The organism is Cupriavidus basilensis OR16 (assembly GCF_000243095.1).
Taxonomy (GTDB): Bacteria; Pseudomonadota; Gammaproteobacteria; order Burkholderiales; family Burkholderiaceae; genus Cupriavidus; species Cupriavidus basilensis_D.
The window spans coordinates 1-26,799 of sequence record NZ_AHJE01000082.1 but is presented as its reverse complement, the minus strand read 5'-3'; the positions used below and the strand labels follow the sequence as shown (position 1 = coordinate 26,799).

Genomic DNA, 26,799 nt, shown 5'->3' with positions numbered 1-26,799 from the left:
TTCAAGCCCTTCCGGGTTCTTCCGGGTTCAGGGGCCCGGAGATGATGCCGAGGTCGGCGCTGCCGTCGAGCACGCCCCGGATGATGTCCCGCGTCAGGCGCTCCTGCAGGTCGACGGTCACCGCGGGGCGCTCCGCCATGAAGCGGGAGAGCACTTCGGGCATGAACTCCGTGACCGCGGTGGTGTTCGCGAAGATGCGGATGTGACCGACGGAATCCTTCGAGAATTCCTCGAAATCGCTGCGCACGTGTTCGAACTGCCGCTCGATGACCCGCGCATGGCGCAGCAGCCGTTCGCCGGCGGGCGTCAGCGCCAGCCCTCGGCTCTCCCGGTAGAACAGCCGGGTGCCCAACTGGTCTTCCAGGGACTTGAGGCGTGCGCTGGCGGCGGCGGGGGAGAGAAATGCCTTTCTCGCACCACGCGAGAGGTTTTCTTCCTCGGCGATGCGGGCAAAGAGCCTGAGGTCGGCAAAATCAAAGTGCATGGATACTCCTTCGTCGCCACTGTACCAAGGGGTCGCCGGCGCCGCAATTCATGTGGCCGGCCCGCTGGCAAGGCGATGGTTTCCATTGAAGCGAATGGCCGATTCGAGAAAACGAGATGGCCCGATGCCCTCCACTCTGAGAGACTAGCTTCGGTGCGCTCTGCACCAAGCGTGCTGCCCATGCGTGGCGACTTCCGGCCTGGCCGGGGCGCCGTGGACCCACTTCTCCTGTTTGCCGCTGCGCTGCGCAGGGCAGGCGGGCCATGACTGAATAAGGCTGCTATGCGCCCCCTGGATGGCATCACCGTCGTTTCCCTCGAGCCGATTTCGCGCGCGGCTACGACGAGCGGGTGGATGGCCTGTCCTCGCATTTCGCCTGGACCAACCGTTCAAAAGAGAGCCTCGCGCTGGACCTCAAGCACAGCGAGGCGCCGGCCATCCTCGGCAAGATCCTCGGCCAGGCCGATGTGCTGGTGCAGAACCTGGCACCGGGCGCGGCGGACCGGCTCGGGCTTTCCTATGCGGCGTTGTCGCAGCGCTATCCCGCCATGGTCGTCTGCGATATTTCAGGCTATGGCAGCGATGGTCCCTACCGGGACAAGAAAGCCTATGACCTGCTGATCCAGGCGGAATCCGGTTTCGTCTCGATCACGGGCACCCCCGATAGCCCCGCCAAGGCGGGCTGCTCCATTGCCGATATCGCGGCTGGCATGTATGCCTATTCCAACATCCTGGCGGCGCTGCTGCAGCGCGGCAGGAGCGGAAAGGGCGCACATATCGACGTGTCGATGCTGGAGAGCATGGTCGAGTGGATGGGCTATCCGCTCTATTACGCGTTCGATGGCGCCGCGCCGCCGCCGCGGGCCGGCGCCTCGCACGCCACCATCTTCCCGTATGGCCCGTTTACAGCCGGCGACGGCAAGACCATCATCCTCGGCCTGCAGAACGAGCGCGAGTGGGACGCCTTTTGCCGCGTCGTGCTGGAGCGCCCGGAACTCGCGACCGACGAACGCTTTGTCTCCAACTCCCTGCGCACGCAGAGCCGCGCGGCGCTCACCGACATCATCACGGCGGTGTTCTCCACCCTGAGCATCGCGGCGGTGATCGAGCGGCTTGAGCGCGCCCAGATCGCCAATGCCCGCATGAACGACATGCTCGACGTCTGGAACCATCCGCAGCTCAAGGCGCGCGAGCGCTGGACTTCCGTGCAGTCGCCCGTGGGCATCATTCCGGCGCTGCTGCCGCCCGGCACGCCGCAGTCGTTCGAGCCGCGGATGGACGCGATTCCCGCGCTCGGCCAGCACAGCGAGAGCATCCTGCTCGAGCTTGGCTACACCGCGGACGAGGTGGTTCGCCTCAGCGCCGAAGGCGCGATCTGAACCTATGCACCCCCCATCCGAACGCTCCGGCGTCCCGCGGCAGGCAGGAACAAGGGCAACAAGCGCGACGCAGATCGCCGTGCCCCAACTTTGCCCGCCCGGGCCGTCATTAGACCTAGAACCCTCGGGAGCTTCTCTTGAAAGCAGTATTGAATGTCGGCAGCGCCGCTTGCCTGGCCCTCCTTGGCCTGTGCCACAGCGCCGTTGCACAAACCTACCCGACCAAGCCGATCCGCCTGATCGTGCCGTTCGCCGCGGGCGGCACCACGGACATCGTGGGCCGCGCGGTGGCCGACGGTATCGGCCGTGAGCTTGGCCAGGTCGTGGTGGTGGAGAACCGCGGTGGCGGCGGAGGTACGATCGGCGCCGACGCCCTGGCCAAATCCGCACCCGATGGCTACACGCTGGGCATTGCCACGGTGAGCACCATGGCGACGAACCCGGCCACGAACGCCCGCAACCCGTACGATCCGATCAAGGACTTCGTGCCCATTACCAACCTGGTCAATGTGCCGAACGTGCTGACGATCAACCCCAAGGTGCCAGCCAAGAACCTGCAGGAGTTCATCGCGCTGGTCAAGGCCAACCCAGGCAAGTACAGCTACGCATCGGCCGGCAAAGGCAGCATCTCCCACCTCGACGGCGAACTGTTCAAGTACCTGACCAAGACCGACATGGTCCACATCCCCTACCGTGGATCGGGCCCCGCCCTGAACGACACGCTGGCGGGCCAGGTCAGCGGCCAGTTCGACAATCTGCCCTCATCCATGCCGCACATCCAGGCCGGCAAGCTGCGCGCCCTCGCGGTGGCGGCGCCCAAGCGCGTGGACGGCTTGCCCGACGTACCGACCTTCGCTGAAGCCGGCATGAAGGACATGAACAACATGGCCTGGTACGGCCTGGTGGCACCCGCCGGCACGCCTGCCGCGATCATCGCCAAGGTGCACGACGCGGCCGTGAAGACCCTGCAGGACCCGAACGTGAAGCGCCGCCTGGCGGAAAGCGGTGCCTACCCTGACGGCAACACGCCGCAGCAGTACGCCGCGCAGATCAAGCGCGAACTGGAAATGCGCAAGAAGATCGCGCGCGACCAGAACATTACGCTCGAGTAACGTCCAACGGCCCGGCTGCCTGCAGCCGGGCCTTGCCAGGGCTCGCGCCTTCGGCAACCCCGCCCCCCTCCTGTCAGCCCCCCACCCCGGAAAACAACGCTTGCCTTGATCTGGCGCAGAACCCGCCAGGCGAATACGCGTTTCAATACAGTGGGAAGAAAGATTAACTTCGCAGGGTCATCCCAAGTCGGTAGAGTAACCTTGGTCTGACGACCATTTTTTGCGGCCATGCCCCCTGCCCGTGGTCATTGCTCACGAACTAGCCACGAATTACTCACGAGGATGAAAATGCGCAACAAGACCGTACCCGCCCTGATCATTGCCGCCCTGACCGCCCTTGGCGGCGCGCAGCTGGCGCACGCCCAGAAGAACTACACCGATGGCGGCGACCTTTATGGCGGCGCCCATACCAACAAGACCGACCCGAACAAGAGCGCCGCCAAGTCGGGCAAGTTCGATCCGTACACCGACGGCGCGAAGAAATCGACCAAGTCGAACCTGAACGCTTCCGGCGCCAACAAGAAGGCCGATCCCTATACGGACGGGGCCAAGGCTGGCAAGCCCGACCCGTACACCGACGGTGCCAAGGCCGGCAAGCCCGACCCGTACACGGATGGCGCCAAGGCCGGCAAGTTTGATCCCTATACCGACGGCGCAAAAAGCAAGCAGTAAGCAGTAGGTTGCAGGCCGTCCCGCCGGATGGTGCGCCAGCGCACCATCCGGGCCGCAGTGAACAGGCAAGATCAAGCCAGTCGCATCAAACACGGCGAACTCCAACGCCCGCTTGAAACGTCATCTGAGCCAGATGATGCCGCATGTGGAAATGCGAGAAATGTCCGAGAATGGATTCGGAAGCCCGCCTACAGCACGAACCGTAGCGCAGGCCTGCCCTTTCGCTATCCCGGACCTCTCCCTTTCGGAGACCAACATGCTAGACCTGCTGATCCTGATGGCTTCCTCCCTGGTGCTGGCTGTGCTCATCTTCAAGGGGTAAGGCCGAAGAGAATCCGGGAAGGTCAAAGTGCAAGCGGCCTCAGGCCGCGGCCAGGGCCGCCTTCGTGCCGCCCATCGTGCCGTCCTCGCGCAAGCGCGCGTGCCAGGCCAGCGCCTCCTCGATGAGGTGCGGCGTATGCCCGCCCCGGCGCGTGGCACGCGTCACGTAATCACGCAGCAACTCCCGGTATAGCGGATCGGCGCAATGGTCGATGACCTGCTGCGCGCGCTCGCGCGGCGCTAGGCCACGCAGATCGGCCAGGCCGTGCTCGGTCACGATGATGTCAACGTCATGCTCGGTGTGATCCACGTGGGATACCATCGGCACGATGCTGGAGATGGCGCCAGCCTTGGCCACCGACTTGGTGACGAACACGGACAAATGCGCATTGCGGGCAAAGTCTCCCGACCCGCCGATGCCGTTCATCATGTGCGTGCCACCCACATGCGTGGAGTTCACGTTGCCGTAGATATCGCACTCCAGCGCCGTGTTGATGGTGATCAGACCGAGCCGCCGCAACAACTCCGGATGGTTGCTGATCTCCTGCGGGCGCAGGATCACGCGGGTCTTGTAACGTTCCAGGTCTGCCAGGAAGCGCGCGTAGACGGCGCTGGTCAACGTCACCGATGAGGCCGAGGCAAAGCGCAGCCGCCCGGCGTCCAGCAATTCGATCGTGCTGTCGATCAGGCCATGCAGCACGGCGTTGGCGATCGTGCCGATGCCGGCCTGCAACGGCTGCAGCGATGGCGCCAGCCGGCCTGAGCGCACCTCATGCGCCAGGAAATCATTGAGGTGCCCAGCGATCTGGCGCGTCTCCTGGTCGGGCGGCAGCGCATTGGACGGGCTGTCGTCCTTTTGCGTGATCACGATGGCAGCGATCTTCGCGGGATCCACCGGGATATAGGGCAAGCCGATGCGCTGATCCACCGAGACCAGCGCAATGGGCTGACGCTGGGGGCGCGGGGTCGGCAGATAGATGTCGTGCAGGCCTTCCAGGCCGGCTGGCATATTGAGGTTGATCTCGACGATCACCTTCTGCGCCAGCATCGCGAAGCTCGCGGAGTTGCCGACCGACGTCGTTGGCACGATGCCACCGGACTCGGTGATCGCAACCGCCTCCACCACCGCTACGTCCACCGGCGTAATCTGGCGCCCGCGCAGTTGCTCCACGGTTTCGGACAGATGCTGGTCGACGAACATCACCTCGCCCGCATTGATCTTGCGCCGCAAGGTGGGGTCGACCGAGGGTGACGTGCGCCTTGGCCGCGAGCAAGGCGTGACGGGCATCGTGCTGCCGAAGGCGGAAAGCGCGGCGGATGTCGCACTGGTTGCCCGGCACCTTCGGCCCGGCGTGAAGGTGCTCCCGCTCATCGAGACGGCCAGGGGCATGGCCAACGTCAACGAGGTGGCGGGTGCGCCGGGCGTCGATCGCCTGATCTTCGGGACCGTGGATTTCCGCACCGAGCTGGGCATCGAGGGCGACGGCCAGGAGCTGCTGTTCTTCCGCTCGATGCTCGTCCTCGCGTCCCGCGTCGCGGGCATTGCCGCCCCCGTGGACGGGGTGACTGTCGCCATCTCCGACGTGGAGGAACTGCGCAACGCTACCGAGCGCGGGCGGCGCCTGGGCTTCGGGGCAAAACTCTGCATCCATCCCGCGCAGGTGGCCGAGGTGAATGCTGCCTACCAGCCAACCGAAGCGCAGCTCGCCTGGGCGGCACGCGTGGTCGGGCAGGCAAGGTCTGGCCCGGGCGCATTCCAGCTGGACGGCGAGATGATCGATGCGCCCGTCATGGCCCGCGCCGTGACCCTGCTCAAGCGCGCGGGCCGGGAGCCGGCCTGATCACAGCGTAACCGAAGAGACCAAAGAGAGACTAAAGAGAGATTCATGGACACTGCCAAGCTGAAGGAGTGGATCGGTAAGTCAACCGAGTCCCAAGACGAGATCACCGCGTTCCCGGTCAAAGCGCTTGGCGCGACCCTGGACCGGGAAGACCCGGCCCCCGTGCGCGGCGATGCCTTGCCCGCGCTCTGGCACTGGCTGTATTTCCTGCCGCTGCACCGCCAGTGCGAGCTGGGCGTCGATGGCCACGCCAATCGCGGCGGTTTCCTGCCGCCCGTGCCGCTGCCGCGCCGCATGTGGGCCGGCGGGCGCCTGCGCTTTCACCAGCCGCTGCGCCTGGGCGACGCGGTCTCGAAGACCTCCACCATCCTGGATGTGAGCGCCAAGACGGGCCGGTCCGGCGCGCTGGCCTTCGTGACAGTCGAGCACCGCTACTCGGGGCCGCAGGGCCTTGCCGTGACGGAAGAGCATGACATCGTCTACCGCGAAGAAGCGGCCCCCGGCGCAGCGGCGCCGGCGCCGGTCGCCGCGCGCACGGACGAAGACTGGTCCCGCGAGATCGCGCCCGACCCGGTGCTGTTGTTCCGCTTTTCCGCGCTGACCTTCAATGGCCACAGGATCCACTACGACCACGACTACGTGACCACGGTCGAGCACTACCCGGACCTGATCGTCCACGGCCCGTTGCTGGCCGTGCTGCTCCTGGATCTGGTACGCAGGAACCTGCCGGAAGCCACCGTCAGCAGCTTTTCCTTCAAGGGCGTGCGGCCGACCCACGTGCCCCAGCGCTTCCAGGCCTGCGGGAAAGTGAGCGAGGACGGCAAGACGGTCGCGCTGTGGATCCGCCAGGCGGACGGCGCGCTCGCCATGAGCGCTACTGCCGAGCTTGGCTAAGCCAGTCCAATCCGAAATCAAGCCGAACCAGGGTCATCATGGAGGAGATCAACCGTGCCGGCGGCAACTCGGGCGCCTGCCACGGGCAGATGTACAACATGGGCACGCTGCTGCGCCATGGCTCGGCGCAGCAGAAGCGGGAGTATCTCCCGAAGATCGCGAGCGGCGCGCTGCGCCTGCAATCCATGGCGGTCACCGAACCGAGCACCGGCACGGATACCACCAAGATCAAGACCACCGCGGTGCGCAAGGCAGACAAGTATGTCGTCAACGGGCAGAAGGTCTGGATCTCGCGCGTGCAGCACTCGGATCTGATGATCCTGCTGGCGCGCACCACGCCGCTCTGCTGGCGCGCACCACGCCGCTGGCGGAGTGCAAGAAGAAGTCGGAAGGCATGTCCATCTTCCTGGTGGACCTGCGCGAAGCCATCGGCAAGGGCTTGACAGTCCAGCCGATCATCAACATGGTCAATCACGAGACCAACGAGCTCTTCTTCGACAACCTGGAGATCCCCGCGGAGAACCTGATTGGCGAGGAAGGCAAGGGTTTCAAGTACATCCTGGATGGCCTGAACGCCGAGCGCACGCTGATCGCCGCCGAATGCATCGGCGACGGCTACTGGTTTATCGACAAGGTGACCAGGTACGTCAACGAGCGCGTGGTGTTCGGCCGGCCCATTGGCCAGAACCAGGGCGTGCAGTTTCCCATCGCAAGGGCATTCGTCAATGTGGAGGCCGCAAGCCTGATGCGCTTCAAGGCCGCCAAGCTGTTCGACGAGCACCAGCCCTGCGGCGCTGAAGCCAACATGGCCAAGCTGCTGGCGGCGGATGCCTCCTGGGAGGCCGCCAACGCCTGCCTGCAGTATCACGGCGGGTTTGGCTTCGCCGCGGAATACGACGTGGAGCGCAAGTTCCGGGAGACCCGGCTGTACCAGGTCGCGCCGATCTCGACCAACCTGATCCTGTCTTATGTCGGGGAGCACATCCTTGGCATGCCGAGGTCGTTCTGACCATTCGCATGGACTGGTGATGGGGCCGGAAATGATTGATTAGAACAATCGACGGCATGGCAAGTAGAGTTGTCCGGCACTGCGGCGCCGCGAGGCGCCGCAGTGCCAATGCACATAACAACGGAGACCACGCCATGTTCCATCGACTTGCCGCCCCGCTGCGGGCCGCAACCCTTGCGCTCCTGCTCTGCGCGCCGGGACTCGCTGCGCACGCCCAGGATCGCTATCCGGCCAAGCCGGTTCGCTTCGTCAACTCGTTCCCGCCGGGTGGCCCGTCCGACCTGCTGGCCCGTTCAGTGGCCGAGGTGCTGCAGGGCGAGCTCAAGCAGGCCTTTGTGGTCGAGAACAAGCCGGGCGCAGGCGGCAACCTGGGCGCGGGGGCGGTGGCCAAGAGCCCGGCCGATGGTTACGTAGTGCTGTTCGGCATCGATACCACCTTTACCGTCAATCCGCACATCTACAGCACCATGCCGTTCCGGCCCGGCGAGCTCAAGCCCTTGATGATACTGGCCAGTTCGGGTTTGCTGGTAGGCACGTCCCCGTCGTCGGGCATCGCTTCCTTGCCGGACCTGGTCAAGCAGGCCAAGGCGAGGCGCCTGAACTTCAGCTCCGGCGGCAGCGGCAGCCCGGGCCATCTGGCCATCGAGGAGTTCCAGCGCGCCACCGGCCTGAAGCTGAACCATGTGCCTTACAAGGGCAGCACGCCGGCGGTGACCGCGGTGGTGGGCAGCGAGGTGGATGGCGGCATCCTGGCCACGCCCAGCATGCTGCCCTTCGTCAAGGCGGGCAAGGTGACAGCGCTGGCGGTGACCAGCCACCAGCGCTCGCGCCTGGCGCCGGGCATCGCTACCGTGGCAGAGCTCGGCATGAGGGCGCTGGAGCATGAGGTACTGTACGTGGCGATGGTGCCGGCGGCCACGCCGGAGCCGGTGATGCGCGTGCTCGAGCGCGCCATCGCCGACGCGCTGACGCGGCCCGATGTGCAGGCTCGCATGCAGGCGCTGGACCTGCAGCCCGAGGCCATCATCGGCGCGGCGGCCGCACGGCGGTTGTCGGACCTGTCCGAGCGCTATCGTCAACTCATTGTCGCCACCGGCATGAAAGTCGAATGAAACCGAACCTGATCTATATCGTCGCCGACGATCTCGGCTACGCGGACCTGGGCTGCTATGGCGGGCGCGAGCCGGTGTCTCCGGTGCTCGACAGCCTGGCCGCCAACGGCCTGATGCTGACGCAGGGCTATGCCAACTCGCCGGTGTGCTCTCCCACGCGCTTTGCGCTGATGACGGCGCGCTACCAGTACCGGTTGCGCGGCGCGGCCGAGGAGCCGATCAACAGCAAGAGCCGTGGCAGCAGCGCGCTGGGCTTGCCGCCGGCGCATCCCACCTTGCCCTCGCTGCTGCGGGCGCAGGGCTACCGCACGGCGCTGATCGGCAAATGGCACCTGGGCTTTGCGCCGGCATTCGGGCCGCTGCTGTCGGGCTACCAGGCGTTTTTCGGCCCCATGGCGGGCGGTGTCGATTACTTCACGCATTGCGATTCCAGCGGCCGTCACGACCTGTGGCACAACGACGCGGAACACCAGGAACCCGGCTACCTGACCGATCTGCTGTCGCGGCGCGCGGTGGATTACGTGACGCGCATGAGCGGGGAGGGCGCGCCATTTTTCCTTAGCCTGCATTACACCGCGCCGCACTGGCCGTGGGAAACCCGTGACGACGCCGCGCTGGCGCCGCAGGTCAGCAACAACCTGTTCCATCTCGATGGCGGCAACATCCACACCTACCGGCGCATGATCAGCCACATGGACGAGGGCATCGGCTGGCTGGTGCAGGCGCTGCGCCAGCTCGGCCAGCTCGACAACACGCTGATTGTCTTCACCAGCGACAACGGCGGCGAGCGCTTCTCGGACAACTGGCCGCTGGTGGGCGGCAAGATGGACCTGACCGAGGGCGGCATCCGCGTGCCATGGATCGCGCACTGGCCCGCGATGATCGCGCCGGGCGGCACCAGCGCGCAGCACTGCATGACGATGGACTGGTCGGCCACGTTGCTGGATGCGGCGGGCGTGCAGGCCGATCCCGGCTACCCGCTGGACGGCGTGTCGCTGATGCCGTTGCTGCGCGATGCGGCGCACCGCTTCCACCGCCCGTTGCACTGGCGCATGAACCACCGCGACCAGCGCGCGCTGCGTGACGGCGACTGGAAGTATCTGCAGGTGGATGGACACGAGTACCTGTTCGATCTAAGCCGCGACGAGCGCGAGCGTGCCAACCTGGCAAAACGCGAGCCTCTGCGGCTGGCTGCGATGCGCGGGGCCTGGCTGGCGTGGAATGCGGGCATGCCGCCGATTCCTGAGGATGCCACGGTCAGCCTGGGGTACTCGGCGGCGGATATGCCGCAGAGATAGCGGCCCGGCCGCGGCCCCGATGCGCACCTTGGTGTATTGTTAAAGGCTTTCGCGAAACGCGGGAATCCTGACAGGGGACACATCGAATGCTGACGATCTGGGGCCGAGCGAATTCGGTCAATGTGCAGAAGGTGTTGTGGGGTTGCGAAGAGCTTGGCTTGCCGTTCCGGCGGATCGATGCCGGCATGCAGTTCGGCGGCAACAACGAGCCCGACTATCTCGCCATGAATCCTAACGGGCGCGTCCCGACCATCATTGATGGCGATTTTGTGCTGTGGGAGTCGAATTCCATCCTGCGCTACCTCGCCATGGCCTACGGCAAGGCAGGCGCGCTGTACCCGGCCGAGCCGAAGGTGCGCGCCAGCGTGGACCGCTGGCTGGACTGGGCGCTGTCGACCTTGCAGCCGGCGGAGCGGCCCGTTTTCTGGGGCTTTGTGCGCACGCCGGCCGCCGAACGCGATGTGGCTCGCCTGGCTGCCGAAGCCGGCGTGGTGGCAGGGTTGTGGCGCATGCTCGACCAGCACCTGGAGGGCCGCGACTATCTTGAAGGTGGCGTCTTCACGCTAGCCGACCTGGTGCTGGGCGCCTATGCGCGCCGCTGGTTCGGCCTGGACGGCCAGATCGAGCGTCCGGCGCTGGCGAATCTCGAGCGCTGGTATGCGCGCGTCGGTGCGCGGCCAGGTTTCCGCCAGTACGTCGCGGCGCCGCTGAGCTGAGCCCTGCATTCCCCATCAAGGACCGATTCCCATGACCATCACCTTGCACACCTGGAACACGCCGAACGGACGCAAGATCAGCGTCGCGCTCGAGGAAATGGCGTTGCCCTATACCGTCAATACGGTGAATATCACCAAGGGCGAGCAGCACCAGCCGGAATTCCTGCGCATCAGCCCCAACAACCGCATCCCGGCCATCGTCGATGCCGAAGGCCCCGATGGACAACCGATCAGCGTCTTCGAATCCGGCGCGATCCTCCTTTATCTTGCCGAGAAGACCGGCAAGTTCCTGCCCGCGAGCTTGCGCGACCGTGTGCCGGTGCTGGAGTGGCTGATGTGGCAGATGGGCGGCTTCGGGCCCATGCCGGGCCAGGTGCATCACTTCCGCACGGTCGAGGCGGAGGCTGACCGGCACTATGGGCTCAAGCGCTACTCGGAGGAAACGCGGCGCCTGTATGGCGTGCTGGACCGGCGGCTGGCGCAGGTGGAGTACGTGGCCGGCGACCTGTCCGTGGCGGATTTCGCGATCCTGGGCTGGGCCTGGCGCCATGAGCGCCATCAGGTCTCGCTGGAGCAGTTTCCGAATGTCAGGCGCTGGTACGACGCCCTGTTTGCGCGTCCCGGCGTGCAGCGCGGCTTTGCGGTCAAGCTGGACGACCTGGCTTGACGCTGGCAAATCCCTACAAGCTCCATGCATCCGCCGCACAACCCTTGCACAAACAGGGCAGCCATTTGACATGGGTCAAGAACCAAAATGGTGCGGCCCGCTAAGATGGTTTCCGTCATGGAGATGCGGGGGCGCTCTTCATGACTTGTCTACCCGTTTCCAGAATACGGAAACTTGGCCCGCGCCACGCAAGTGGGGCGGGCTTTTTTCTGCGCGCCTGCCGGGCGGTGCCAGTGGCAGTTCCCGGCTTGGCTCACGCATCATGCACGATGAGCAAGCTCATCAACTGGGCATCGTGGTAGGTCTCGCCAAGGCGGAGCGCTTCTGGTTCCCCTCCGTAGCTGACGAAGCCAAGGGATGCATAGGAACAGCTCAATCCCGTGCCAGTGTGATGCCGTTCCCGGGCTACGTGTTGCGACAAGTTCCTAGTCAGGCTGGCGTTTCCTCAACAGGTAGCGCTGTGTGCCTTCCATCACGAGCACGGCAGACTGGTTATGCACCGTGGAACGCATGGCCAGCACGCCGGTGCTCCGGTTCGACGCGAGTTCGCTGACTTCCAGCGTGCTGTAGAGGGTATCGCCGGCAAAGACGGGATGCAGAAAGCGGCTGCTCTGGTCGATGAACCCCTTCAGCGATTCCTCGACCATGTGCGGAAAGAGCCCGGCGCCGGCTGCCGTCTGGATCACGACCTGGAAGCCATGGGCGAGCAGTTGCGGCATGCCGTGCGCGCGGCAGTATTCCACGTCGTAGTGCACGGGATGGTTATCGCCGCTGGCGAGCTGGAACGCGGCAAACATGGCATCGGTCATGGTGCGTGACGGCAGCACGAAGCGCTCCCCAACGGTGAAGTCCTCGAAATACCGCTGTGCGCACATGCGGTGCTGGCTGGGGTCGAATGCGCTCGCAAGGTCGGGTCGGGTCATGCTTCACTGCTCCTTGATATCGGCCGCCTGCGCGACGGTCCGCCATTTGGCGATCTCACTGTTCACGTGCGCGGCGAGTGCCTGCGGCGTGGGCTCGGACTCGAGAACCAGGCCCATCTCGAAGGCTCGCTTCTTCAGGCCGGGGTCGGCAAGCGCACGGCGTAACGCGCCATTCAGCGTGGCGATCACCGCCGCCGGCGTTCCCGCGGGACGAAGGCGCCATTCCACGTATAGGCTTCGTAGCCGGGTACCGCTTCGGCGATGGCCGGCGTGTCCGGCGTCTGCGCAAGGCGCGATTGCATCGATGTGGCAAGCAGCCGCACTGTGCCCGCGCGGACCTGCGCGAGTCCCGTCGGCGCGCTGTCGAGCATGAAGCCGATCTGCCCGCCGATCAGGTCGGTCATGGCGGGCCCGGTGCCGCGGTACGGGATGTGCGTGGTCTTCAGCCCGGCCTTGAGGTTCAGCAACTCCGTAGCAACGTGGGGTGCGCTGCCATTGCCGGCGGAACCATAGTTGATCTGACCGGGATGCGCTTTGACGTACGCCAGGAATTCGGGGAGATTCCTGGCCGGGAAGCTCTTGTTCACCAGCAGGACCAGGGGTGCCTTGGCCGCCAGTCCGACAGGCGCGAAGTCCTGCGTGGTGCGGTAGGGCAGACGGGGCACGATACTCTCGTTGACCGCGTGCGCCACCGTCGTCAACAGGATCACATAGCCGTCCGGCTTGGCTTTCGCCACGTAGTCGGTGCCAACCACCGTGCCGGCGCCCGTGCGGTTCTCCACGATCATCGGCTCGCCCAGCTGCTTGCCCCATTGCTCGGCCAGCACGCGCGCGAAGGCATCGGTCGGCCCGCCGGCTGCGTAAGGCACCACCAGCCTCACGGCCTGGGCTGGCCATGCATCCTTCGCCGCGGCGCCACCCGGCTGCGCCGCGAGCAGCGCAAGGATGACGGAGGCGCTCCGGCGCAGGGTGTTCAGGAATCGCATGCGTTCGCTCCATTCTCGTTGATGTCAATGGTTGAAGCCGGCACGGTCAGGCCTGCCAGGATGGCTTGCGTTTTTCCACGAACGCGGCGATGCCTTCCTTCGCGTCGTCCGTCGCCACCACATTGCCGAAGCTCTCCACGGCCGCGGCGACGCCGCGCCGGTAGTCGTTGTCGTTGGCGCGCATGAAGGCCTGGCGCCCCATCTTGACGACGACGGGGGATTTCGCGCACAGGGTCTGCGCAAGCGCCCTGGCCTCGCGCATGACGTCCTGCTCGGGCACCACGCGGCTGACCAGTCCGAGGGACATGGCTTCGGCGGCGTCGAACGCGCGTCCGGTGAACAGCAGATCGAAGGCCCGGTGACGGCCAATCACACGCGGCAGGTGGGTGTAGTGGATGGCGGGCGTCAGCCCGACGTCGATTTCCGGATAGCCGAAGGTGGCCGTGTCGGCGGCGACGATCATGTCGCAGGAGATCGCGAGCGTCATGCCGCCGCCGCGCGCGGTGCCATTCACGGCGGCAATGGACGGCTTGCCCAGGTTGAATTGCGCGTCGCACAGCGCGTTGTACAGCTTGTCGACCAAGCCATAGATCCGGGCCGGCGGCGCCCCATGCAGCGCATCGAGCCGCAGCCCGGCGCAAAAAGCGCCGGGGCAGGGCGCTGCCCAGGATGACGGCCCTGACCGAATCGTCCTGGGCCGCGCGTCGCAGCGCCGCCAGCACGTCGTCGATCATCGCCTCGTTCAAGGCATTGACCGGCGCGCTATCGAGGAGGATTTCCGCGACCCTGTCGCGCACTTCATATCTGACTGAGGGCATGGTGACTCCTGATGTCATGCGGCCGTGGAAAGGCTGCCGGTTTTGCTGGCATCGGCGCTGGCAACCACGCCGCGCGCCTTGAATCGTTCGATGGACTCTGGCGTATAGCCCGTCTGCAACAGGATCTCGTCGGTGTGCTGGCCCAGCAAAGGCGGCGCGCGGCGCGCCCGCCGGCTGCCGCCGCGAAAGCGCACGGGCAAGCCCATATTCCTCACCTTGCCCAGCACCGGATGCTCGGACTCCGCGATCAGCGCGCGCTCGGCCACTTGCGGGTGCGCCAGCGCCTGGTCCAGCGTGTGGATCGGGGAGCATGCCACGCCAGCCTTGCGCAGTGCGTCGAGCCAGTAGGCAACCGGCTGGGTCCGAATGCGCGCCTGGACCATCTCGACCGTTTCGGCGAAGTGCGCGACACGGGCCGCATTGGTGGCGAACCGCGGCGCGTCGACCACATCCTGCAACCCGGCGACCGGGCAGAAGCGCCGCCACTGCGCGCGTTTGCCGACGCCCGATCATCACCGGCCCGTCGGCTGCGTCGAACACCTGGTAGGGCGCCATGGCCGGATGCGCGGTGCCCATGGGCTGCGGCACCTTGCCACTGAGCCAATAGTTCTGGGCGAGATAGCCCATGAAGCCCATTGCCGTATCCAGCAGGGATACCTCCAGGTGCATGCCGCGGCCGGTCTTCTGCCGCTCGATCAGCGCCGCCAGGACGCCACTGAACGCATGCATGCCGGTGCCCAGGTCCACCGGCGAAAAGCTGGCGCGCGCGTGCTGGCCACCGGCCTGGCCCATCGTGCTGATCATGCCGCTGAATGCCTGCAGCATGACGTCGTAGCCGGGCTCCTGGCCCAGGGGGCCCGTGCGTCCGTAGCCGGAGATCTCGCAGTAGATCAGCGCCGGGTTCAACGCGGACAGCGTGTCGTAGTCCACACCAAGCCTGGCGGCGGCGCCACTGCCGAAGCCTTGCAGCACGACGTCCGCCTTGGCCGCCAGCGTCTGGACGATCTGCCTGCCCTCGCTGCTCTTGAGGTCAACGGCGAGACTGCGCTTGTTGTGATTGACGGCAAGAAAGGTGGCGGACTGCCCGCGCTCCTGCGGCAGCCAGGCGCGCGTATCGTCGCCACTGCCGACCGGTTCGACCTTGATGACTTCGGCGCCGAGTTCGCCCAGATACTGTCCGCACAAGGGGCCGGCGAGCACCTTGCTCAAGTCGAGGACGCGAATGCCCTGCAATGCAATCATGGATATATCTCCGAAACGGATCGACGGCGGCCGCCCCGGATTGCTGGCGCAAGTCCGGCGTCGTGTTGTGGTCGTGTTGTGGCCGTGTTGTGGCAATGGGATGCCCGGGTGACCCTGGGGCGGCTACTCGGGCTTGATGTCGATGGAGCGGGCCAGCGCCGTCCAGCGCGCGGTGTCGCGATTCACATAGGCCTGCACATCGGCGGGCGCCATGTGGAACGGCTCGGCCCCCCGCGCAACCAGCGCATGGCCGTAGCCTGCATCGCCAGCGCTTTGCGCCACGGCCTGGCGCAGCGATTCGACGATGGCGGGCGGCGTCTTCGCGGACGCCTGCAACGACAGCCAGAACTTCAGGTCCAGCGCCGGATAGCCGGCTTCCTGCAGCGTCGGCACATCCGGCAGCAGGGGCGAACGCGCGGCCGAAGTGATCGCCAGTGCTTTGAGCTTTCCGCCCTGTATCTGGCCGATGGAGGTGGTCATGCTGTCGAAGAGGAAATCCACATTCCCGGCCATGACGTCAGTGCTTGCCGGCGCGCTGCCCTTGTAGGGCACGGCCACGGCGGTGAAGCCCGCGGCCTTCTGCAGCAGCGCGCCATAGATATGCGGGGAGCTTCCAGCGCCGAAGGTGGCATAGGTGAGAGTGTCCGGCCGCTGTTTGCCGGCGCGGACCAGGTCCGCCAGGGTGTTGACGCCGAGCCTGGTCGGATGCACCACCAGCACGTTCGGCACCGTCGCCACCACGCCGATGGCCACCAGGTCGCGTTGTGGGCGAAAGCGCAAATCGGGAAACAGCAACGGGTTGACGGCATGCATGCCGACCGTGTTGAGCAGCAGCGTATAGCCATCGGCATTGGCGTCGAGCACATTCTGCGTGCCGAGATTGCCGCCGGCACCGGGCTTGTTCTCGACCACCACGGGTTGGCCGAGCCGGTTGCCCAGCGGTATGGCAATCAGGCGTGCCACGAAGTCTCCGGGGCCACCCGCCGCGAACGGGACGACAAGCTTGATCGGCCGCGACGGCCATGGCTCAGCATGCACAGACGGGGCGAGCAAGGATGCGGCTGCACCCGTCAGGAAAGTACGGCGGCTGAGTCCCATTGAGTCTCCGTGGATTTATCTGTCTTGGAATCCGCGTGCGTTGCGCGGAAGCTGGCGCCACTATGGGCTCCGGTACCGCTATATGTCCAAGATAGATTTTTGATACTAAGTATATTTTTATGCTATACCCAGCTGGACCTTGCTGCCATTGCGCCGCCGCCCGGGCGGCCGCGTGGCGTCACATGCGGAGACTTGCCTATGTCGATCGATGTACGTGGACTCAGATGTTTCCTGGCGGTGGTGTCCGCGGGATCGATCTCCCGGGCCTCCGAGAACATGCATCTCGCGCAGCCGGCGCTGAGTCTCCAGATCAAGCACATCGAGCAGGATCTTGGCGTGGCGCTCTTCATGCGCAGCCACAAGGGTGTCGTCCTGACTGCCGCCGGGCTGAGATTCGAGAGCCACGCCAGGGATATCCTCAAGCGGCTCGACGTCGCCTGTGAGGACGTACGTGACCTGGTGACCGATCCCGCGGGCAGGGTCGCGATCGGCCTGCCGCAATCCATGGCGAAGATCCTGACCGTATCGCTGGTGCGCGAAGCCATCCGGCGCTGGCCCAAGGTTCAGTTGCAGGTGATCGAGCTCAGCACCGGGTACATTCCCGACCACCTGCTGAGCGGGCGTGTCGACATTGGCCTGACCTTCCAGGCGGACGCCGGCTCCGGGCTGCTGTTCGAGCACGTGGTCGACGAGGATCTTGTCTTGCTGGCACCCCCGGGGCAGTTCACCGATGCCCGCAAGAGCGGAGCCGATCTGACCAGGACGGTCCGGTTCAAGGACCTGCACCGCTTCCCCATGATCCTGCCGGCGGGCGAGCATGGCCTGCGCGCGTTGATCGATGGCTATCTGCGCGCCCACCAGGTCGAGCTCTCGGTACTGGCGGAGGTGAATGCCATTCCGCAGCTCATCCATCTCGCGGCGCATGGCGTGGGGTGCACGATCCTGTCCTACGCATCGGTCTGCGCGGAGTTGCACGATGGCTTGGTGTCCGCGGCGCGGATCACCCATCCGAGCATGTCGCGCCCGGTCTATCTGTGCCGCTCCGCCACCATGCCGCTGTCGATCGCGGTCTCGGCGGTGCTGGACCTGCTGATGGAAACGGTTCGCGCGCTGATTGCCGATGGGCAGTGGCCGGCCCGCGTGAACAGTGCGGGCCGCTGACCGCAAGGGCGGGGCGCGCAAGGTATTCGGCACCGCGAGCCCCTTTCCCACTTCCTCCGGCATGTGCATATTTCCGTCGAATCTTATGCGGAAAACGTGCAAGGATCGGCGAAACCATTCGTTCCTTTCACATAGGGCCCTCGGTAGTCTTCTTCCCTGACACAAGCCTTCCCACACAAGGAGGGCCATGAAACGCGGCGCGAACGCGCCATTTCACGACGAGAATACGGGAGCAAGACACATGATTCGCAAGCTGGCCATCGGACTCGCGGCACTGGCCGTCATCGGTTCCACCCAGACCGCCTGGGCCAACACCGCCCTGCTGAACGTCTCGTACGATCCCACGCGGGAGTTGTACGTGGACGTGAATGCCGCCTTCGCCAAGGCCTGGAAGGCCAAGGGCGGCGATGCGCTGACCATCCGCCAGTCGCACGGCGGCTCGGGCAAGCAGGCGCGCTCGGTGATCGACGGGCTGGATGCGGACGTGGTCACGCTGGCGCTGGGCTATGACATCGACGCCATTGCCGAGAAGGGCCTGCTCAAGCCGGACTGGCAAAAGCGCCTGCCGCACAATGCGTCGCCCTATACCTCGACCATCGTGTTCCTGGTGCGCAAGGGCAACCCCAAGGGCATCAAGGACTGGAACGACCTGGTCAAGCCGGGCGTGCAGGTCATCACGCCTAACCCGAAGACCTCGGGCGGTGCGCGCTGGAACTACCTGGCGGCCTGGGGCTATGCGCTGCGCCAGCCGGGCGGCAACGAGCAAAAGGCCAAGGAGTTTGTCGGCCAGTTGCTGAAGAACGTGCCGGTGCTGGATTCCGGCGCCCGCGGCGCCACCACGACCTTCGTCGAGCGCGGCCTGGGCGATGTGCTGATTGCCTGGGAAAACGAGGCCATCCTGGCGATCAAGGAACTCGGCCCGGACAAGTTCGACATCGTCGCGCCCTCGATCTCCATCCTGGCCGAGCCGCCGGTGGCGGTGGTGGACAAGGTGGTGGACAAGAAGGGCACGCGCAAGGTGGCGCAAGCCTACCTGGAGTTCCTGTACACCGACGAGGGCCAGGAAATCGCGGCCAAGAATTACTACCGCCCGATCTCGGAGAAGATTGCCGCCAAGTACGCGAGCAACTTCCCCAAGGTCAAGCTGTTCACCATCGATGAGGCCTTCGGCGGCTGGCAGAAAGCGCAGAAGGCGCACTTCGCCGACGGCGGCTCGTTCGATCAGGTCTACCAGCCGGGCAAGAAGTAAGGCGTGCCTGCGGCGGGCGCGTGCCCGCCGCGCACGTTCCGTACCCTAGCCCCGGCTCCAATTCCAATTCCAATTCCAATTCCATTTTCGATTTCTTTCCGATGCCGATCCTTGCCGGCGCGCCGCTGCGCCACGTATTGCTGGTGGCGTTGATTACCGGCGCACTGGGCGCCGCCTTGCTGGCGGCAGGCCTGCACGCAGCAGGCGAGGGCCGGGTGGCCACGATCCACAAACAGAGCTGAAGAGGCACGGACATGCAGGTCTTCTGGTTTATCCCCACGCACGGCGACAGCCGCTACCTCGGCACCTCGGAGGGCGCACGCGAGGTCAACATCGATTACCTGAAGCAGATCGCCACCGCGGCCGATACGCTCGGCTACGAAGGCGTGCTGATTCCCACCGGCCGCTCCTGCGAGGATCCGTGGGTGGTGGCCTCCACGCTCGCCGCGGTCACAAACCGGCTGCGCTTCCTGGTGGCGGTGCGCCCCGGGCTGATGGCGCCCACGCTGGCCGCGCGCATGGCGGCGACGTTCGACCGCTTGTCGGGCGGCCGCCTGCTGGTGAACCTGGTGACGGGCGGCGATGCGTCGGAGCTGGAGGGCGATGGCTTGTTCCTGGACCATGCCGAGCGTTACGAGGCCTCGGCCGAGTTCATCCGTATCTGGCGCGAGGTGCTGGCCGCCAGCCACGAAGGCGCGGAGCTCGACTACGAGGGCAGGCACCTCAAGGTCAAGGGTGCGAAGGTGTTGTTCCCGCCGCTGCAGCGGCCGCATCCGCCGGTGTACTTTGGCGGCTCCTCGGCAGCCGCACATGCGCTGGCGGCCGAGCAGGTGGATACCTACCTGACCTGGGGGCGAGCCACCGGCCGATGTGGCGAAGAAACTCGCCGACGTGCGTCAGCGCGCGGCGCGCGTCGGGCGCACCGTGAAGTTCGGCATCCGCTTGCACGTGATCGTGCGCGAGACCGAGAACCAGGCATGGGCTGCCGCCGATCAGCTGATCAGCAAGCTCGACGATGCGACGGTGGCGCGCGCGCAGGCGGTGATCGGCAAGATGGATTCCGAAGGGCAGCGCCGCATGGCCGCGCTGCATGCCGGTGGCGGCGGGCGCAGCCGCGCGGAACTGGAGATCAGCCCCAACCTGTGGGCCGGCGTTGGCCTGGTGCGCAGCGGCGCGGGCACGGCACTGGTGGGCGACCCGTTGACAGTGGCGGCGCGCATCAAGGAGTACGCGGAACTGGGCATCGATACCTTTGTGCTGTCCGGCTACCCGCATCTGGAGGAAGCCTATCGCTTCGCCGAACTGGTCTTCCCGCTGCTGCCGCGCTCGGTGCGCGACAGGCCGCCGGGCAAGGTGCTGTCCGGCCCCTTCGGGGAAGTCATGGCAACCGGCATCGTGCCGCGCGCGGCGCGCGGCACGCGGGAATAGGAGACCGCCATGTCCGCTCCCCTGACCCTGGCTCCGCGCAGCGCCGACTGGCTGCGCCATGCGTCTCGTTCGGCCGCGCCCTGGATCGTGCCGGTGCTGCTGCTGGCGGCATGGCAACTGGCCTCGCAGCTCGGCTGGCTGTCCAACCGCATCCTGCCCGCACCGTTCGATGTGGTGAAGGCCGCCTGGGGCCTGGCAGTGACGGGCGAGCTGTGGCGCCACGTGTGGGTGAGTACCTGGCGCGCCGTGCTCGGCTTCACCATCGGCGGCGGCTTCGGGCTGGCGCTGGGCCTGCTGACCGGTACCTTCCGCCCGGCCGCGACCCTGCTCGACAGCACCTTGCAGATGGTGCGCAATATCCCGCCGCTGGCGTTGATCCCGCTGGTGATCCTGTGGTTCGGCATCGACGAGACCGCCAAGCTGTTCCTGGTATCGCTGGGGGTGTTCTTCCCGATCTACCTGAACACGTACCACGGCATCCGCGCGGTCGACCCGGGTCTGATCGAGATGGCGAAGAGCTACGGCCTGTCGGGCTGGCGCCTTTACCGCGAGGTGATCCTGCCGGGGGCCTTGCCCAACATCCTGGTCGGCGTGCGTTTCTCGCTCGGCCTGATGTGGGTGATCCTGATCGTGGCCGAGACCATCTCGGCGCAGGCGGGCATCGGCTACATGACCATGAACGCGCGCGAGTTCCTGCAGACCGACGTGGTGCTGGTGGGCATCCTGCTCTATGCGCTGCTGGGCAAGCTGGCTGATTTGCTGTCCCGCGGGCTGGAGCGATTCTGGCTGCGCTGGCATCCCGGCTACCAGGCGCGCTGAGCGCCGCCGGCCAAGGAGAACCCGATATGCAAAGCAATCCGATCGAACAAGCCGCGCTGGCGGACGTACCGGCCAGCCAGGACGGCAAGGGCTTCGCGCTCCACGTGCGGCAGCTGGTGAAGCGATACGGCGGGCGCGAGGTGCTGCATGGCATCGACCTGCAGGCCGCGCCTGGCGAGTTCCTCGCCATCGTGGGCCGCAGCGGCTGCGGCAAGAGCACCTTGCTGCGGCTGGTGGCCGGCCTGGAAGACAGCGACGGTGGCGGCGTTACGCTGGACGGCGCACCCGGCCACAAGCAGCGCGAGGCGGTCCGGGTCATGTTCCAGGACGCGCGCCTGCTGCCGTGGAAGACGGTGCTGGACAACGTGGCGCTGGGACTGCCGCGCGCGCGGCGGGCCGATGCGGCCAGGGTGCTGGGCCAGGTCGGCCTGGCCGAGCGCGCGGGCGAATGGCCGGCGCGCCTGTCGGGCGGGCAACGCCAGCGCGTGGCCCTGGCGCGTGCGCTGGTGCATCACCCGCGCCTGCTGCTGCTCGACGAGCCGCTGGGCGCGCTGGATGCGCTGACCCGCATCGAGATGCAGGGCTTGATCGAAGCCTTGTGGCAGCGCCTGGGCTTCACCGCGCTGCTGGTGACCCACGATGTATCGGAAGCCGTCGCGCTGGCCGACCGCGTGGTGTTGATCGAAGACGGCCGTATCGCGCTGGACCAGCGGGTGACGCTACCGCGTCCGCGCCAGCGCGGCTCGGCGGCGTTGGCGCAGCTGGAGGATGCGGTGCTGCGCCGGGTGATGCAGCGCGATGGTGCAACTCCCGCCGATGACAGCGTGCATGGCCAGGCGCTGGCACCGGCGGTGGACTGGTCGGTGGCGCGCACGGTGGATTCTGTGCGCTGGGCGATCTAGCGCGTCAGCAAGCCACAAGCAAGCCACAAGCAAGGACGCCAACAAAGCAGCAGACATGTATGAAACAAAGCCGCGCGGCCTGCCTTGAGCGAAGCCGGCACAACCCGCGCCGGCAGTGGCAGTCACGGGTGAGCGGGCAACGTCACTCACCCGCGCAGCCGCCATCCTCTGAACCAACGTTTTACGCATTTCTCATTTTCACTCACGCAAAGGAACTTCTATCATGAGCATTCAGGCGATCAACGTACGTAACCAGTTCCGCGGCAAGGTAGCCGCCATCATCGAAGGCCCCGTGGTCTCGGAGGTCGATGTCGAGACGCCGGCCGGCATCGTCACTTCGGTCATCACCACCCGCTCGGTCAAGGATCTCGGCCTCACCATCGGCAGCGAAGTGGTTGCCCTGGTCAAGGCTACCGAGGTATCCCTGGCCAAGCTTTGAAGCCTCGCCCGAGGCGCAAGCGCAACGCAAAGGAAATCGCAATGGCAAGCGCGAACGAAGCAGGCGCGGCACCGGCGGCGCTCACCCACTATCTGGCAGGGCTGCCGCGCCGGCCAGAGAACGATCGGCAACTGTGGCGCGACGAGCGTGGGCAGGTGCAAGGCCAGTTCTATCACTGTTCCCTGACTAGCGCGTTCGAGCCGCTCATCACCTTGTCCAGCCGCGACGTGGTGGCGCATGAAGGCACGCTGCGCACGTACGCCGGCGACGGCGTCGGCCTGACGGCATGGAAGCTGTTCGCGATGGCGGCTGACGATGCCTCGCTGGTTTCGCTCGACCGGCTCTCGCGCCTGGTGCATGCCATCAACTATTTCGCGGCCGATGGCGATCGCAAGCTGGTGCTCAACGTGCACAACCGGCTGCTGGCCGCCGTGGCCGACGATCACGGCGCGGCCTTCCGGCGCGCGCTGCAGTCGCTTGGCTTGCCGCTGGCGCGCTTCGTGATCCAGGTGCCGGCCAGCGCCAACGATGATCTGCCGCTGCTGTTGCATGTGGTGGGCAACTACCGGCGCAACGGCTTTGCCGTGAGCCTGCAGGCATCGGACCCGGCGGAGGCTGGCGCGCTCATGGCGCACGCGCTGCCCGACTGGCTCAAGCTGGACATGCGCCGTAACTGGACTGACCGCCAGCTTGCCGGGTTGCAGGCCAGTGCCGACAGCGCCGGCGTGACACTGATCGGGCGCCGCCTGCAAAACGCCGAGAACGCCGAGCGGCTGCAGGCGGCCGGCATCGTGCTGGGGCAGGGCAGCTTCACCGGCTCGGCCGTGAGCGCGCGCCACCTGCATGAAATCGCCGGCGCGGCTGGCAATGGGGAATTCAAGGGCGGGGCGGCCCGGAGCGGATCCGGCGGCGTCCCGATGGCGTTGACCAAGGAGCCGATATGACGCAGACGAAGAGGCCGGCCGCGCTGGAGCAGCGCGGCGGGCAGGGGGGCGCAAGCGGACGCCCCGCCGACGTGCGGTTGAAGGTGCCCAAGGGCCTGCAGATCCTGACGGTGCCAGGGTTGCATGGCAGCGGCCCGGGACACTGGCAGAGCCGCTGGGAGCAGCGCTTCCCGGACTGGCAGCGCGTGGAGCAGCACGATTGGTCGCGCCCGAGCCTGCCGCTGTGGGCCGAGCGCGTGTCCGAGAGCGTCATGCGCGCGCAGCGCGTGGCCTCGAAGGGGGCCATCCTGGTGGCGCACAGCTTCGGCTGCCTGGCCACCTTGCGCCAGGCGGCGCTCGACCCCGACGGCATCGCGGGCGCGCTGCTGGTGGCGCCGGCCGATCCCGACAAGTTTGGCGTGGCCGGGCTGCTGCCTGCGTACCGGCTGCCGTTTCCCACCATCCTGGTGGCCAGCCGCAACGATCCCTGGATGCAGCAGCGCACCGCGTTCAGCTGGGGCACGCTGTGGGGCAGCGACCTCCATGACGCGGGCATGCTGGGTCACATCAACGCGGATTCCGGCCTTGGCCAGTGGCCCGAGGGGCTCGCCTTGCTCGATACCTTGATCCAGCGGATCGAGGCGGACGGCAGCGCCGGCCCGTCTGGCGACCGCGCCGGGCCTTGGGATGGCGGGCTGGAAGTGTCGTCTACGTTTCCTTATATCTAAAACGCCTAAGAACATACGTAAAGATTCGTTCTGTTTATAAGGCTGTATCTGCAGAATTTGTCTCGTAGGCCGGTGTGTTATGCGCCGGCGTCATAAAGAAGCCGCCCCCGCTGCTTCGGCTTCCAGCGAATCCCGCCCGAAGGCCCTTCCCCGGAGGCGGATACGACACTGACGGCACCGACGAGACAACATGCCACCCTCGATTTCCCTGGCGGACAATCCCCGCCCCCGGCGAGACCGGATGCCTCCCAAGCGCGCAGGAGCGCGCCGCCCAAGCCAAGCAAGCAGCGCTTTACCGTGCTGCCAGGCTTTGGCCTGTCGCTGGGCTTCACGCTGTTCTACCTGACGCTGGTCGTCCTGATCCCGCTGTCGGCCACCTTCCTCAAGACCTTCACCATGACCTGGGAGGCCTTCTGGACCGCGGTGAGCTCACCCCGGGTGGTCGCCTCCCTGCAACTGAGCTTCGGCGCCTCGCTGATTGCCGCCATCGTCAATACGGTGTTCGGGCTGATCGTGGCCTGGGTGCTGGTGCGCTACCGCTTTCCCGGCAAGCGCCTGATCGATGCACTGGTCGACCTGCCGTTTGCCTTGCCTACCGCGGTGGCCGGCATTGCGCTGACCGCGCTGTTCGCCGGCAACGGCTGGATCGGCCGCTACCTGGAGCCGCTGGGCATCAAGGTGGCCTTCACCCCGCTGGGCGTAGTGGTGGCGCTGACCTTTATCGGGCTGCCGTTCGTGGTGCGCACGGTGCAGCCGGTGCTGGAAGACGCCGAGCAGGAGCTGGAAGAAGCCGCGGCCAGCCTGGGCGCGACGCGCCTGCAGACCTTTGCCCGCGTGATCCTGCCGACCATCCTGCCGGCGCTGCTGACCGGGTTCGCGCTGTCGTTCGCGCGCGGTACCGGCGAGTATGGCTCGGTGGTGTTCATCTCCGGCAACATGCCGATGGTCTCCGAGATCGCGCCGTTGATGATCTATTCGAAGCTGGAGCAATACGACTACGCGGGCGCTACCGCGGTGGCGGTGGTGATGCTGGTGATCTCCTTCGCGCTGCTGCTGCTGATCAACCTGCTGCAAGCGTGGACGCGCCGTCACCACCAGGCAGTACGCGCGTGCGTCTCGTCGGACAAGGAGAGCTGAAATGGCTGGCGTCGTTACCAAAGGCCTGGCCGGCCGTGCTGCCCCCGCCGCGCGCTTGCAGGATGCCACGGGCGAAGCGCCGTGGGTGCGCTACACCCTGATCGCGATCGCGGTGCTGTTCCTCGCACTGTTCCTGTTCATTCCGCTGGCCTCGGTGTTTTATGAAGCGCTGCGCAAAGGCGTGCAGACCTATTTCGATTCGCTGGTAGAGCCCGATGCGGTGGCCGCGATCCAGCTCACCTTGCTGGTGGCCGCCATCGCGGTGCCGCTCAATGTGGTGTTCGGCGTGGCGGCGTCGTGGGCCATCGCCAAGTTCGAGTTCCGCGGCAAGAGCCTGCTGACCACGCTGATCGACCTGCCGTTCTCGGTATCGCCGGTGATCTCCGGCCTGGTCTACGTGCTGCTGTTCGGGGCGCAAGGCTGGCTGGGGCCGTGGCTGGAGGCGCACGATATCAAGATCATGTTCGCGGTGCCGGGCATCGTGCTGGCCACCATCTTCGTGACCTTTCCCTTCGTGGCGCGCGAGTTGATCCGGCGCGCGAGTTGATCCCACTGATGCAGGCGCAGGGCAGCGAGGAAGAGGAGGCCGCCATCGTGCTGGGCGCCTCGGGCTGGCAGACCTTGCGCCGCATCACGCTGCCCAATATCCGCTGGGGCTTGCTGTATGGCGTGATCCTGTGCAACGCGCGGGCGATGGGCGAGTTCGGCGCGGTCTCGGTGGTGTCGGGCCATATTCGTGGCCTGACCAACACCATGCCGCTGCACGTGGAGATTCTCTACAACGAATACAACTTCGCGGCCGCCTTCGCGGTGGCGTCGCTGCTTACACTGCTGGCCCTGGTCACGCTGGGCATCAAGACGCTGGTGGAGTACCGGGCGAGCCGCGAGCACAGGCAAGACGAGAACGTTGCGCCGGAGAACCCGAGCGCTGGCAAATTGCAAGGACAGGCATCATGAGCATCCAGGTCAAGAATGTGCAGAAGCGCTTCGGCAATTTCGTCGCGCTTGACGACGTCACCCTCGATTTCGATGAAGGCCAGCTGACGGCATTGCTGGGGCCCTCGGGCTGCGGCAAGACCACGCTGCTGCGTATCATCGCCGGCCTGGAACGCGCGGACGCCGGCCAGATCCTGCTGGAGGGGCGCGATGCCTCGCACCAGCATGTGCGCCAGCGCCAGGTTGGCTTTGTGTTTCAGCACTACGCGCTGTTCAAGCACATGACGGTGTTCGAGAACGTGGCCTTTGGCCTGCGCGTCAAGCCGCGCGCCGAGCGTCCTGGCGAGGCGCAGATCCGCGACAAGGTGCGCGCGCTGCTGGAACTGGTGCAGCTCGACTGGCTGGCCGATCGCTATCCGCCGCAGTTGTCGGGCGGGCAGCGCCAGCGTATCGCGCTGGCCCGCGCGCTGGCGGTGGAGCCGCGCGTGCTGCTGCTCGACGAGCC

General features: G+C 66.2%; 23 protein-coding genes and 8 pseudogenes. 24 read left to right on the top strand and 7 right to left on the bottom strand.

What is annotated here, in order from left to right; translation table 11 throughout:
- Nucleotide 1 precedes the first annotated feature (1 nt).
- Complete coding sequence (locus OR16_RS47425) at nucleotides 2-484, bottom strand: LysR family transcriptional regulator (protein ID WP_272942875.1); 483 nt, start codon at nucleotides 482-484, stop codon at nucleotides 2-4.
- 323 nt (nucleotides 485-807) lie between these two features.
- On the opposite strand from OR16_RS47425, the pseudogene OR16_RS27070 reads away from it, so the two are divergent.
- From OR16_RS27070 to OR16_RS27055, 4 genes and pseudogenes are all read left to right on the top strand, one after another.
- Nucleotides 808-1,863, top strand: a pseudogene (locus tag OR16_RS27070) (CaiB/BaiF CoA transferase family protein); the annotation flags it as partial.
- Between the two features lie 137 nt (nucleotides 1,864-2,000).
- Complete coding sequence (locus tag OR16_RS27065; protein ID WP_043421316.1) at nucleotides 2,001-2,975, top strand: Bug family tripartite tricarboxylate transporter substrate binding protein; 975 nt, start codon at nucleotides 2,001-2,003, stop codon at nucleotides 2,973-2,975.
- A 288-nt stretch (nucleotides 2,976-3,263) separates the two neighbouring features.
- A complete protein-coding gene (locus OR16_RS27060; RefSeq protein ID WP_006161513.1) occupies nucleotides 3,264-3,647 on the top strand; it encodes a hypothetical protein in 384 nt (127 codons plus the stop codon).
- 112 nt (nucleotides 3,648-3,759) lie between these two features.
- Nucleotides 3,760-3,969 carry a hypothetical protein gene (locus OR16_RS27055; RefSeq protein ID WP_141639918.1) on the top strand — a complete coding sequence of 70 codons (210 nt, stop codon included), beginning with the start codon at nucleotides 3,760-3,762 and terminating at the stop codon, nucleotides 3,967-3,969.
- Nucleotides 3,970-4,008: 39 nt separating this feature from the next.
- Here the strand turns inward: OR16_RS27055 and OR16_RS27050 are convergent, their stop codons facing one another.
- Nucleotides 4,009-5,406 (bottom strand): acetyl-CoA hydrolase/transferase C-terminal domain-containing protein, encoded by a 1,398-nt coding sequence (locus OR16_RS27050; RefSeq protein ID WP_423739690.1) that lies wholly within the window; start codon nucleotides 5,404-5,406, stop codon nucleotides 4,009-4,011.
- Between OR16_RS27050 and OR16_RS27045 the strand changes: the two genes are divergently transcribed.
- The 7 genes and pseudogenes from OR16_RS27045 (at nucleotide 5,294) to OR16_RS27015 (ending at nucleotide 11,505) form a co-directional block, all read left to right on the top strand.
- Nucleotides 5,294-5,809, top strand: coding sequence for an HpcH/HpaI aldolase/citrate lyase family protein (locus OR16_RS27045; protein ID WP_423739689.1), 516 nt, complete (start codon nucleotides 5,294-5,296; stop codon nucleotides 5,807-5,809). The genes OR16_RS27050 and OR16_RS27045 overlap by 113 nt on opposite strands.
- 45 nt (nucleotides 5,810-5,854) lie before the next feature.
- Nucleotides 5,855-6,703 carry an FAS1-like dehydratase domain-containing protein gene (locus OR16_RS27040; protein WP_006161510.1) on the top strand — a complete coding sequence of 283 codons (849 nt, stop codon included), beginning with the start codon at nucleotides 5,855-5,857 and terminating at the stop codon, nucleotides 6,701-6,703.
- Nucleotides 6,704-6,735: 32 nt separating this feature from the next.
- A pseudogene (locus OR16_RS27035) lies at nucleotides 6,736-7,712 on the top strand (acyl-CoA dehydrogenase family protein); the annotation flags it as partial.
- Nucleotides 7,713-7,846: 134 nt separating this feature from the next.
- On the top strand, nucleotides 7,847-8,824 hold the full coding sequence (locus OR16_RS27030) for a Bug family tripartite tricarboxylate transporter substrate binding protein (RefSeq protein ID WP_006161509.1): 978 nt from the start codon (nucleotides 7,847-7,849) through the stop codon (nucleotides 8,822-8,824).
- Nucleotides 8,821-10,122: a sulfatase family protein gene (locus OR16_RS27025; protein WP_006161508.1), complete on the top strand. Its 1,302-nt coding sequence runs from the start codon at nucleotides 8,821-8,823 to the stop codon at nucleotides 10,120-10,122. Before OR16_RS27030 ends, OR16_RS27025 begins: the two co-directional genes overlap by 4 nt.
- Nucleotides 10,123-10,208: 86 nt before the next feature.
- Nucleotides 10,209-10,838, top strand: coding sequence for a glutathione S-transferase family protein (locus tag OR16_RS27020; protein WP_006161507.1), 630 nt, complete (start codon nucleotides 10,209-10,211; stop codon nucleotides 10,836-10,838).
- Between the two features lie 31 nt (nucleotides 10,839-10,869).
- Nucleotides 10,870-11,505: a glutathione S-transferase family protein gene (locus OR16_RS27015; RefSeq protein WP_006161505.1), complete on the top strand. Its 636-nt coding sequence runs from the start codon at nucleotides 10,870-10,872 to the stop codon at nucleotides 11,503-11,505.
- A gap of 425 nt (nucleotides 11,506-11,930) precedes the next feature.
- Here the strand turns inward: OR16_RS27015 and OR16_RS27010 are convergent, their stop codons facing one another.
- The 5 genes and pseudogenes from OR16_RS27010 to OR16_RS26990 form a co-directional block, all read right to left on the bottom strand.
- Entirely contained in the window at nucleotides 11,931-12,428 is a 498-nt protein-coding gene (locus OR16_RS27010; protein ID WP_006161503.1) for a MaoC family dehydratase, read from the bottom strand.
- Between the two features lie 3 nt (nucleotides 12,429-12,431).
- Nucleotides 12,432-13,414, bottom strand: a pseudogene (locus tag OR16_RS27005) (Bug family tripartite tricarboxylate transporter substrate binding protein).
- A gap of 46 nt (nucleotides 13,415-13,460) precedes the next feature.
- Nucleotides 13,461-14,232 (bottom strand): annotated as a pseudogene (locus tag OR16_RS27000) (enoyl-CoA hydratase/isomerase family protein).
- A gap of 14 nt (nucleotides 14,233-14,246) precedes the next feature.
- Nucleotides 14,247-15,474 (bottom strand): annotated as a pseudogene (locus tag OR16_RS26995) (CaiB/BaiF CoA transferase family protein).
- 123 nt (nucleotides 15,475-15,597) lie between these two features.
- Nucleotides 15,598-16,572: a Bug family tripartite tricarboxylate transporter substrate binding protein gene (locus tag OR16_RS26990; protein WP_043421309.1), complete on the bottom strand. Its 975-nt coding sequence runs from the start codon at nucleotides 16,570-16,572 to the stop codon at nucleotides 15,598-15,600.
- Between the two features lie 198 nt (nucleotides 16,573-16,770).
- On the opposite strand from OR16_RS26990, the gene OR16_RS26985 reads away from it, so the two are divergent.
- The 13 genes and pseudogenes from OR16_RS26985 to OR16_RS26930 all read left to right on the top strand — a co-directional run.
- Complete coding sequence (locus OR16_RS26985; RefSeq protein WP_006161496.1) at nucleotides 16,771-17,733, top strand: LysR family transcriptional regulator; 963 nt, start codon at nucleotides 16,771-16,773, stop codon at nucleotides 17,731-17,733.
- A 241-nt stretch (nucleotides 17,734-17,974) separates the two neighbouring features.
- On the top strand, nucleotides 17,975-18,982 hold the full coding sequence (locus tag OR16_RS26980) for a sulfate ABC transporter substrate-binding protein (protein ID WP_006161494.1): 1,008 nt from the start codon (nucleotides 17,975-17,977) through the stop codon (nucleotides 18,980-18,982).
- Between the two features lie 20 nt (nucleotides 18,983-19,002).
- On the top strand, nucleotides 19,003-19,224 hold the full coding sequence (locus OR16_RS26975) for a hypothetical protein (protein ID WP_006161492.1): 222 nt from the start codon (nucleotides 19,003-19,005) through the stop codon (nucleotides 19,222-19,224).
- 12 nt (nucleotides 19,225-19,236) lie between these two features.
- Nucleotides 19,237-19,854 (top strand): annotated as a pseudogene (locus OR16_RS48430) (LLM class flavin-dependent oxidoreductase); the annotation flags it as partial.
- Nucleotides 19,853-20,410 (top strand): LLM class flavin-dependent oxidoreductase, encoded by a 558-nt coding sequence (locus OR16_RS48425; protein WP_006161491.1) that lies wholly within the window; start codon nucleotides 19,853-19,855, stop codon nucleotides 20,408-20,410. The pseudogene OR16_RS48430 and the gene OR16_RS48425, both read left to right, overlap by 2 nt.
- A 9-nt stretch (nucleotides 20,411-20,419) precedes the next feature.
- Complete coding sequence (gene ssuC / locus OR16_RS26965) at nucleotides 20,420-21,229, top strand: aliphatic sulfonate ABC transporter permease SsuC (protein ID WP_006161490.1); 810 nt, start codon at nucleotides 20,420-20,422, stop codon at nucleotides 21,227-21,229.
- Nucleotides 21,230-21,255: 26 nt separating this feature from the next.
- Nucleotides 21,256-22,131 (top strand): ATP-binding cassette domain-containing protein, encoded by an 876-nt coding sequence (locus OR16_RS26960; RefSeq protein ID WP_006161488.1) that lies wholly within the window; start codon nucleotides 21,256-21,258, stop codon nucleotides 22,129-22,131.
- A gap of 223 nt (nucleotides 22,132-22,354) precedes the next feature.
- Nucleotides 22,355-22,570, top strand: coding sequence for a TOBE domain-containing protein (locus OR16_RS26955; protein ID WP_006161487.1), 216 nt, complete (start codon nucleotides 22,355-22,357; stop codon nucleotides 22,568-22,570).
- 41 nt (nucleotides 22,571-22,611) lie between these two features.
- Nucleotides 22,612-23,514, top strand: a complete 903-nt coding sequence (locus tag OR16_RS26950) for an EAL domain-containing protein (protein WP_006161486.1) — start codon at nucleotides 22,612-22,614, stop codon at nucleotides 23,512-23,514.
- On the top strand, nucleotides 23,511-24,221 hold the full coding sequence (locus OR16_RS26945) for an RBBP9/YdeN family alpha/beta hydrolase (RefSeq protein WP_006161485.1): 711 nt from the start codon (nucleotides 23,511-23,513) through the stop codon (nucleotides 24,219-24,221). Before OR16_RS26950 ends, OR16_RS26945 begins: the two co-directional genes overlap by 4 nt.
- A gap of 190 nt (nucleotides 24,222-24,411) precedes the next feature.
- Nucleotides 24,412-25,358, top strand: a pseudogene (cysT, locus tag OR16_RS26940) (sulfate ABC transporter permease subunit CysT).
- Nucleotide 25,359: 1 nt separating this feature from the next.
- Nucleotides 25,360-26,315, top strand: a pseudogene (gene cysW, locus OR16_RS26935) (sulfate ABC transporter permease subunit CysW).
- A partial coding sequence (locus OR16_RS26930) for an ATP-binding cassette domain-containing protein (protein WP_006161483.1) occupies nucleotides 26,312-26,799 on the top strand: 488 nt, incomplete at its 3' end. The pseudogene cysW and the gene OR16_RS26930, both read left to right, overlap by 4 nt.

Excerpts from the sequence above, each read along its gene's own strand:
- OR16_RS26980 (WP_006161494.1), top strand. The coding sequence starts at position 17,975 with ATGATTCGCAAGCTGGCCATCGGACTCGCGGCACTGGCCGTCATCGGT.
- OR16_RS27015 (WP_006161505.1), top strand. The coding sequence starts at position 10,870 with ATGACCATCACCTTGCACACCTGGAACACGCCGAACGGACGCAAGATC.
- OR16_RS26990 (WP_043421309.1), bottom strand. The coding sequence starts at position 16,572 with ATGGGACTCAGCCGCCGTACTTTCCTGACGGGTGCAGCCGCATCCTTG.
- OR16_RS27025 (WP_006161508.1), top strand. The coding sequence starts at position 8,821 with ATGAAACCGAACCTGATCTATATCGTCGCCGACGATCTCGGCTACGCG.
- OR16_RS27040 (WP_006161510.1), top strand. The coding sequence starts at position 5,855 with ATGGACACTGCCAAGCTGAAGGAGTGGATCGGTAAGTCAACCGAGTCC.
- OR16_RS26960 (WP_006161488.1), top strand. The coding sequence starts at position 21,256 with ATGCAAAGCAATCCGATCGAACAAGCCGCGCTGGCGGACGTACCGGCC.
- OR16_RS27060 (WP_006161513.1), top strand. The coding sequence starts at position 3,264 with ATGCGCAACAAGACCGTACCCGCCCTGATCATTGCCGCCCTGACCGCC.
- ssuC (WP_006161490.1), top strand. The coding sequence starts at position 20,420 with ATGTCCGCTCCCCTGACCCTGGCTCCGCGCAGCGCCGACTGGCTGCGC.
- OR16_RS26950 (WP_006161486.1), top strand. The coding sequence starts at position 22,612 with ATGGCAAGCGCGAACGAAGCAGGCGCGGCACCGGCGGCGCTCACCCAC.
- OR16_RS26985 (WP_006161496.1), top strand. The coding sequence starts at position 16,771 with ATGTCGATCGATGTACGTGGACTCAGATGTTTCCTGGCGGTGGTGTCC.
- OR16_RS27020 (WP_006161507.1), top strand. The coding sequence starts at position 10,209 with ATGCTGACGATCTGGGGCCGAGCGAATTCGGTCAATGTGCAGAAGGTG.
- OR16_RS26945 (WP_006161485.1), top strand. The coding sequence starts at position 23,511 with ATGACGCAGACGAAGAGGCCGGCCGCGCTGGAGCAGCGCGGCGGGCAG.
- OR16_RS27030 (WP_006161509.1), top strand. The coding sequence starts at position 7,847 with ATGTTCCATCGACTTGCCGCCCCGCTGCGGGCCGCAACCCTTGCGCTC.
- OR16_RS27010 (WP_006161503.1), bottom strand. The coding sequence starts at position 12,428 with ATGACCCGACCCGACCTTGCGAGCGCATTCGACCCCAGCCAGCACCGC.
- OR16_RS47425 (WP_272942875.1), bottom strand. The coding sequence starts at position 484 with ATGCACTTTGATTTTGCCGACCTCAGGCTCTTTGCCCGCATCGCCGAG.
- OR16_RS26955 (WP_006161487.1), top strand. The coding sequence starts at position 22,355 with ATGAGCATTCAGGCGATCAACGTACGTAACCAGTTCCGCGGCAAGGTA.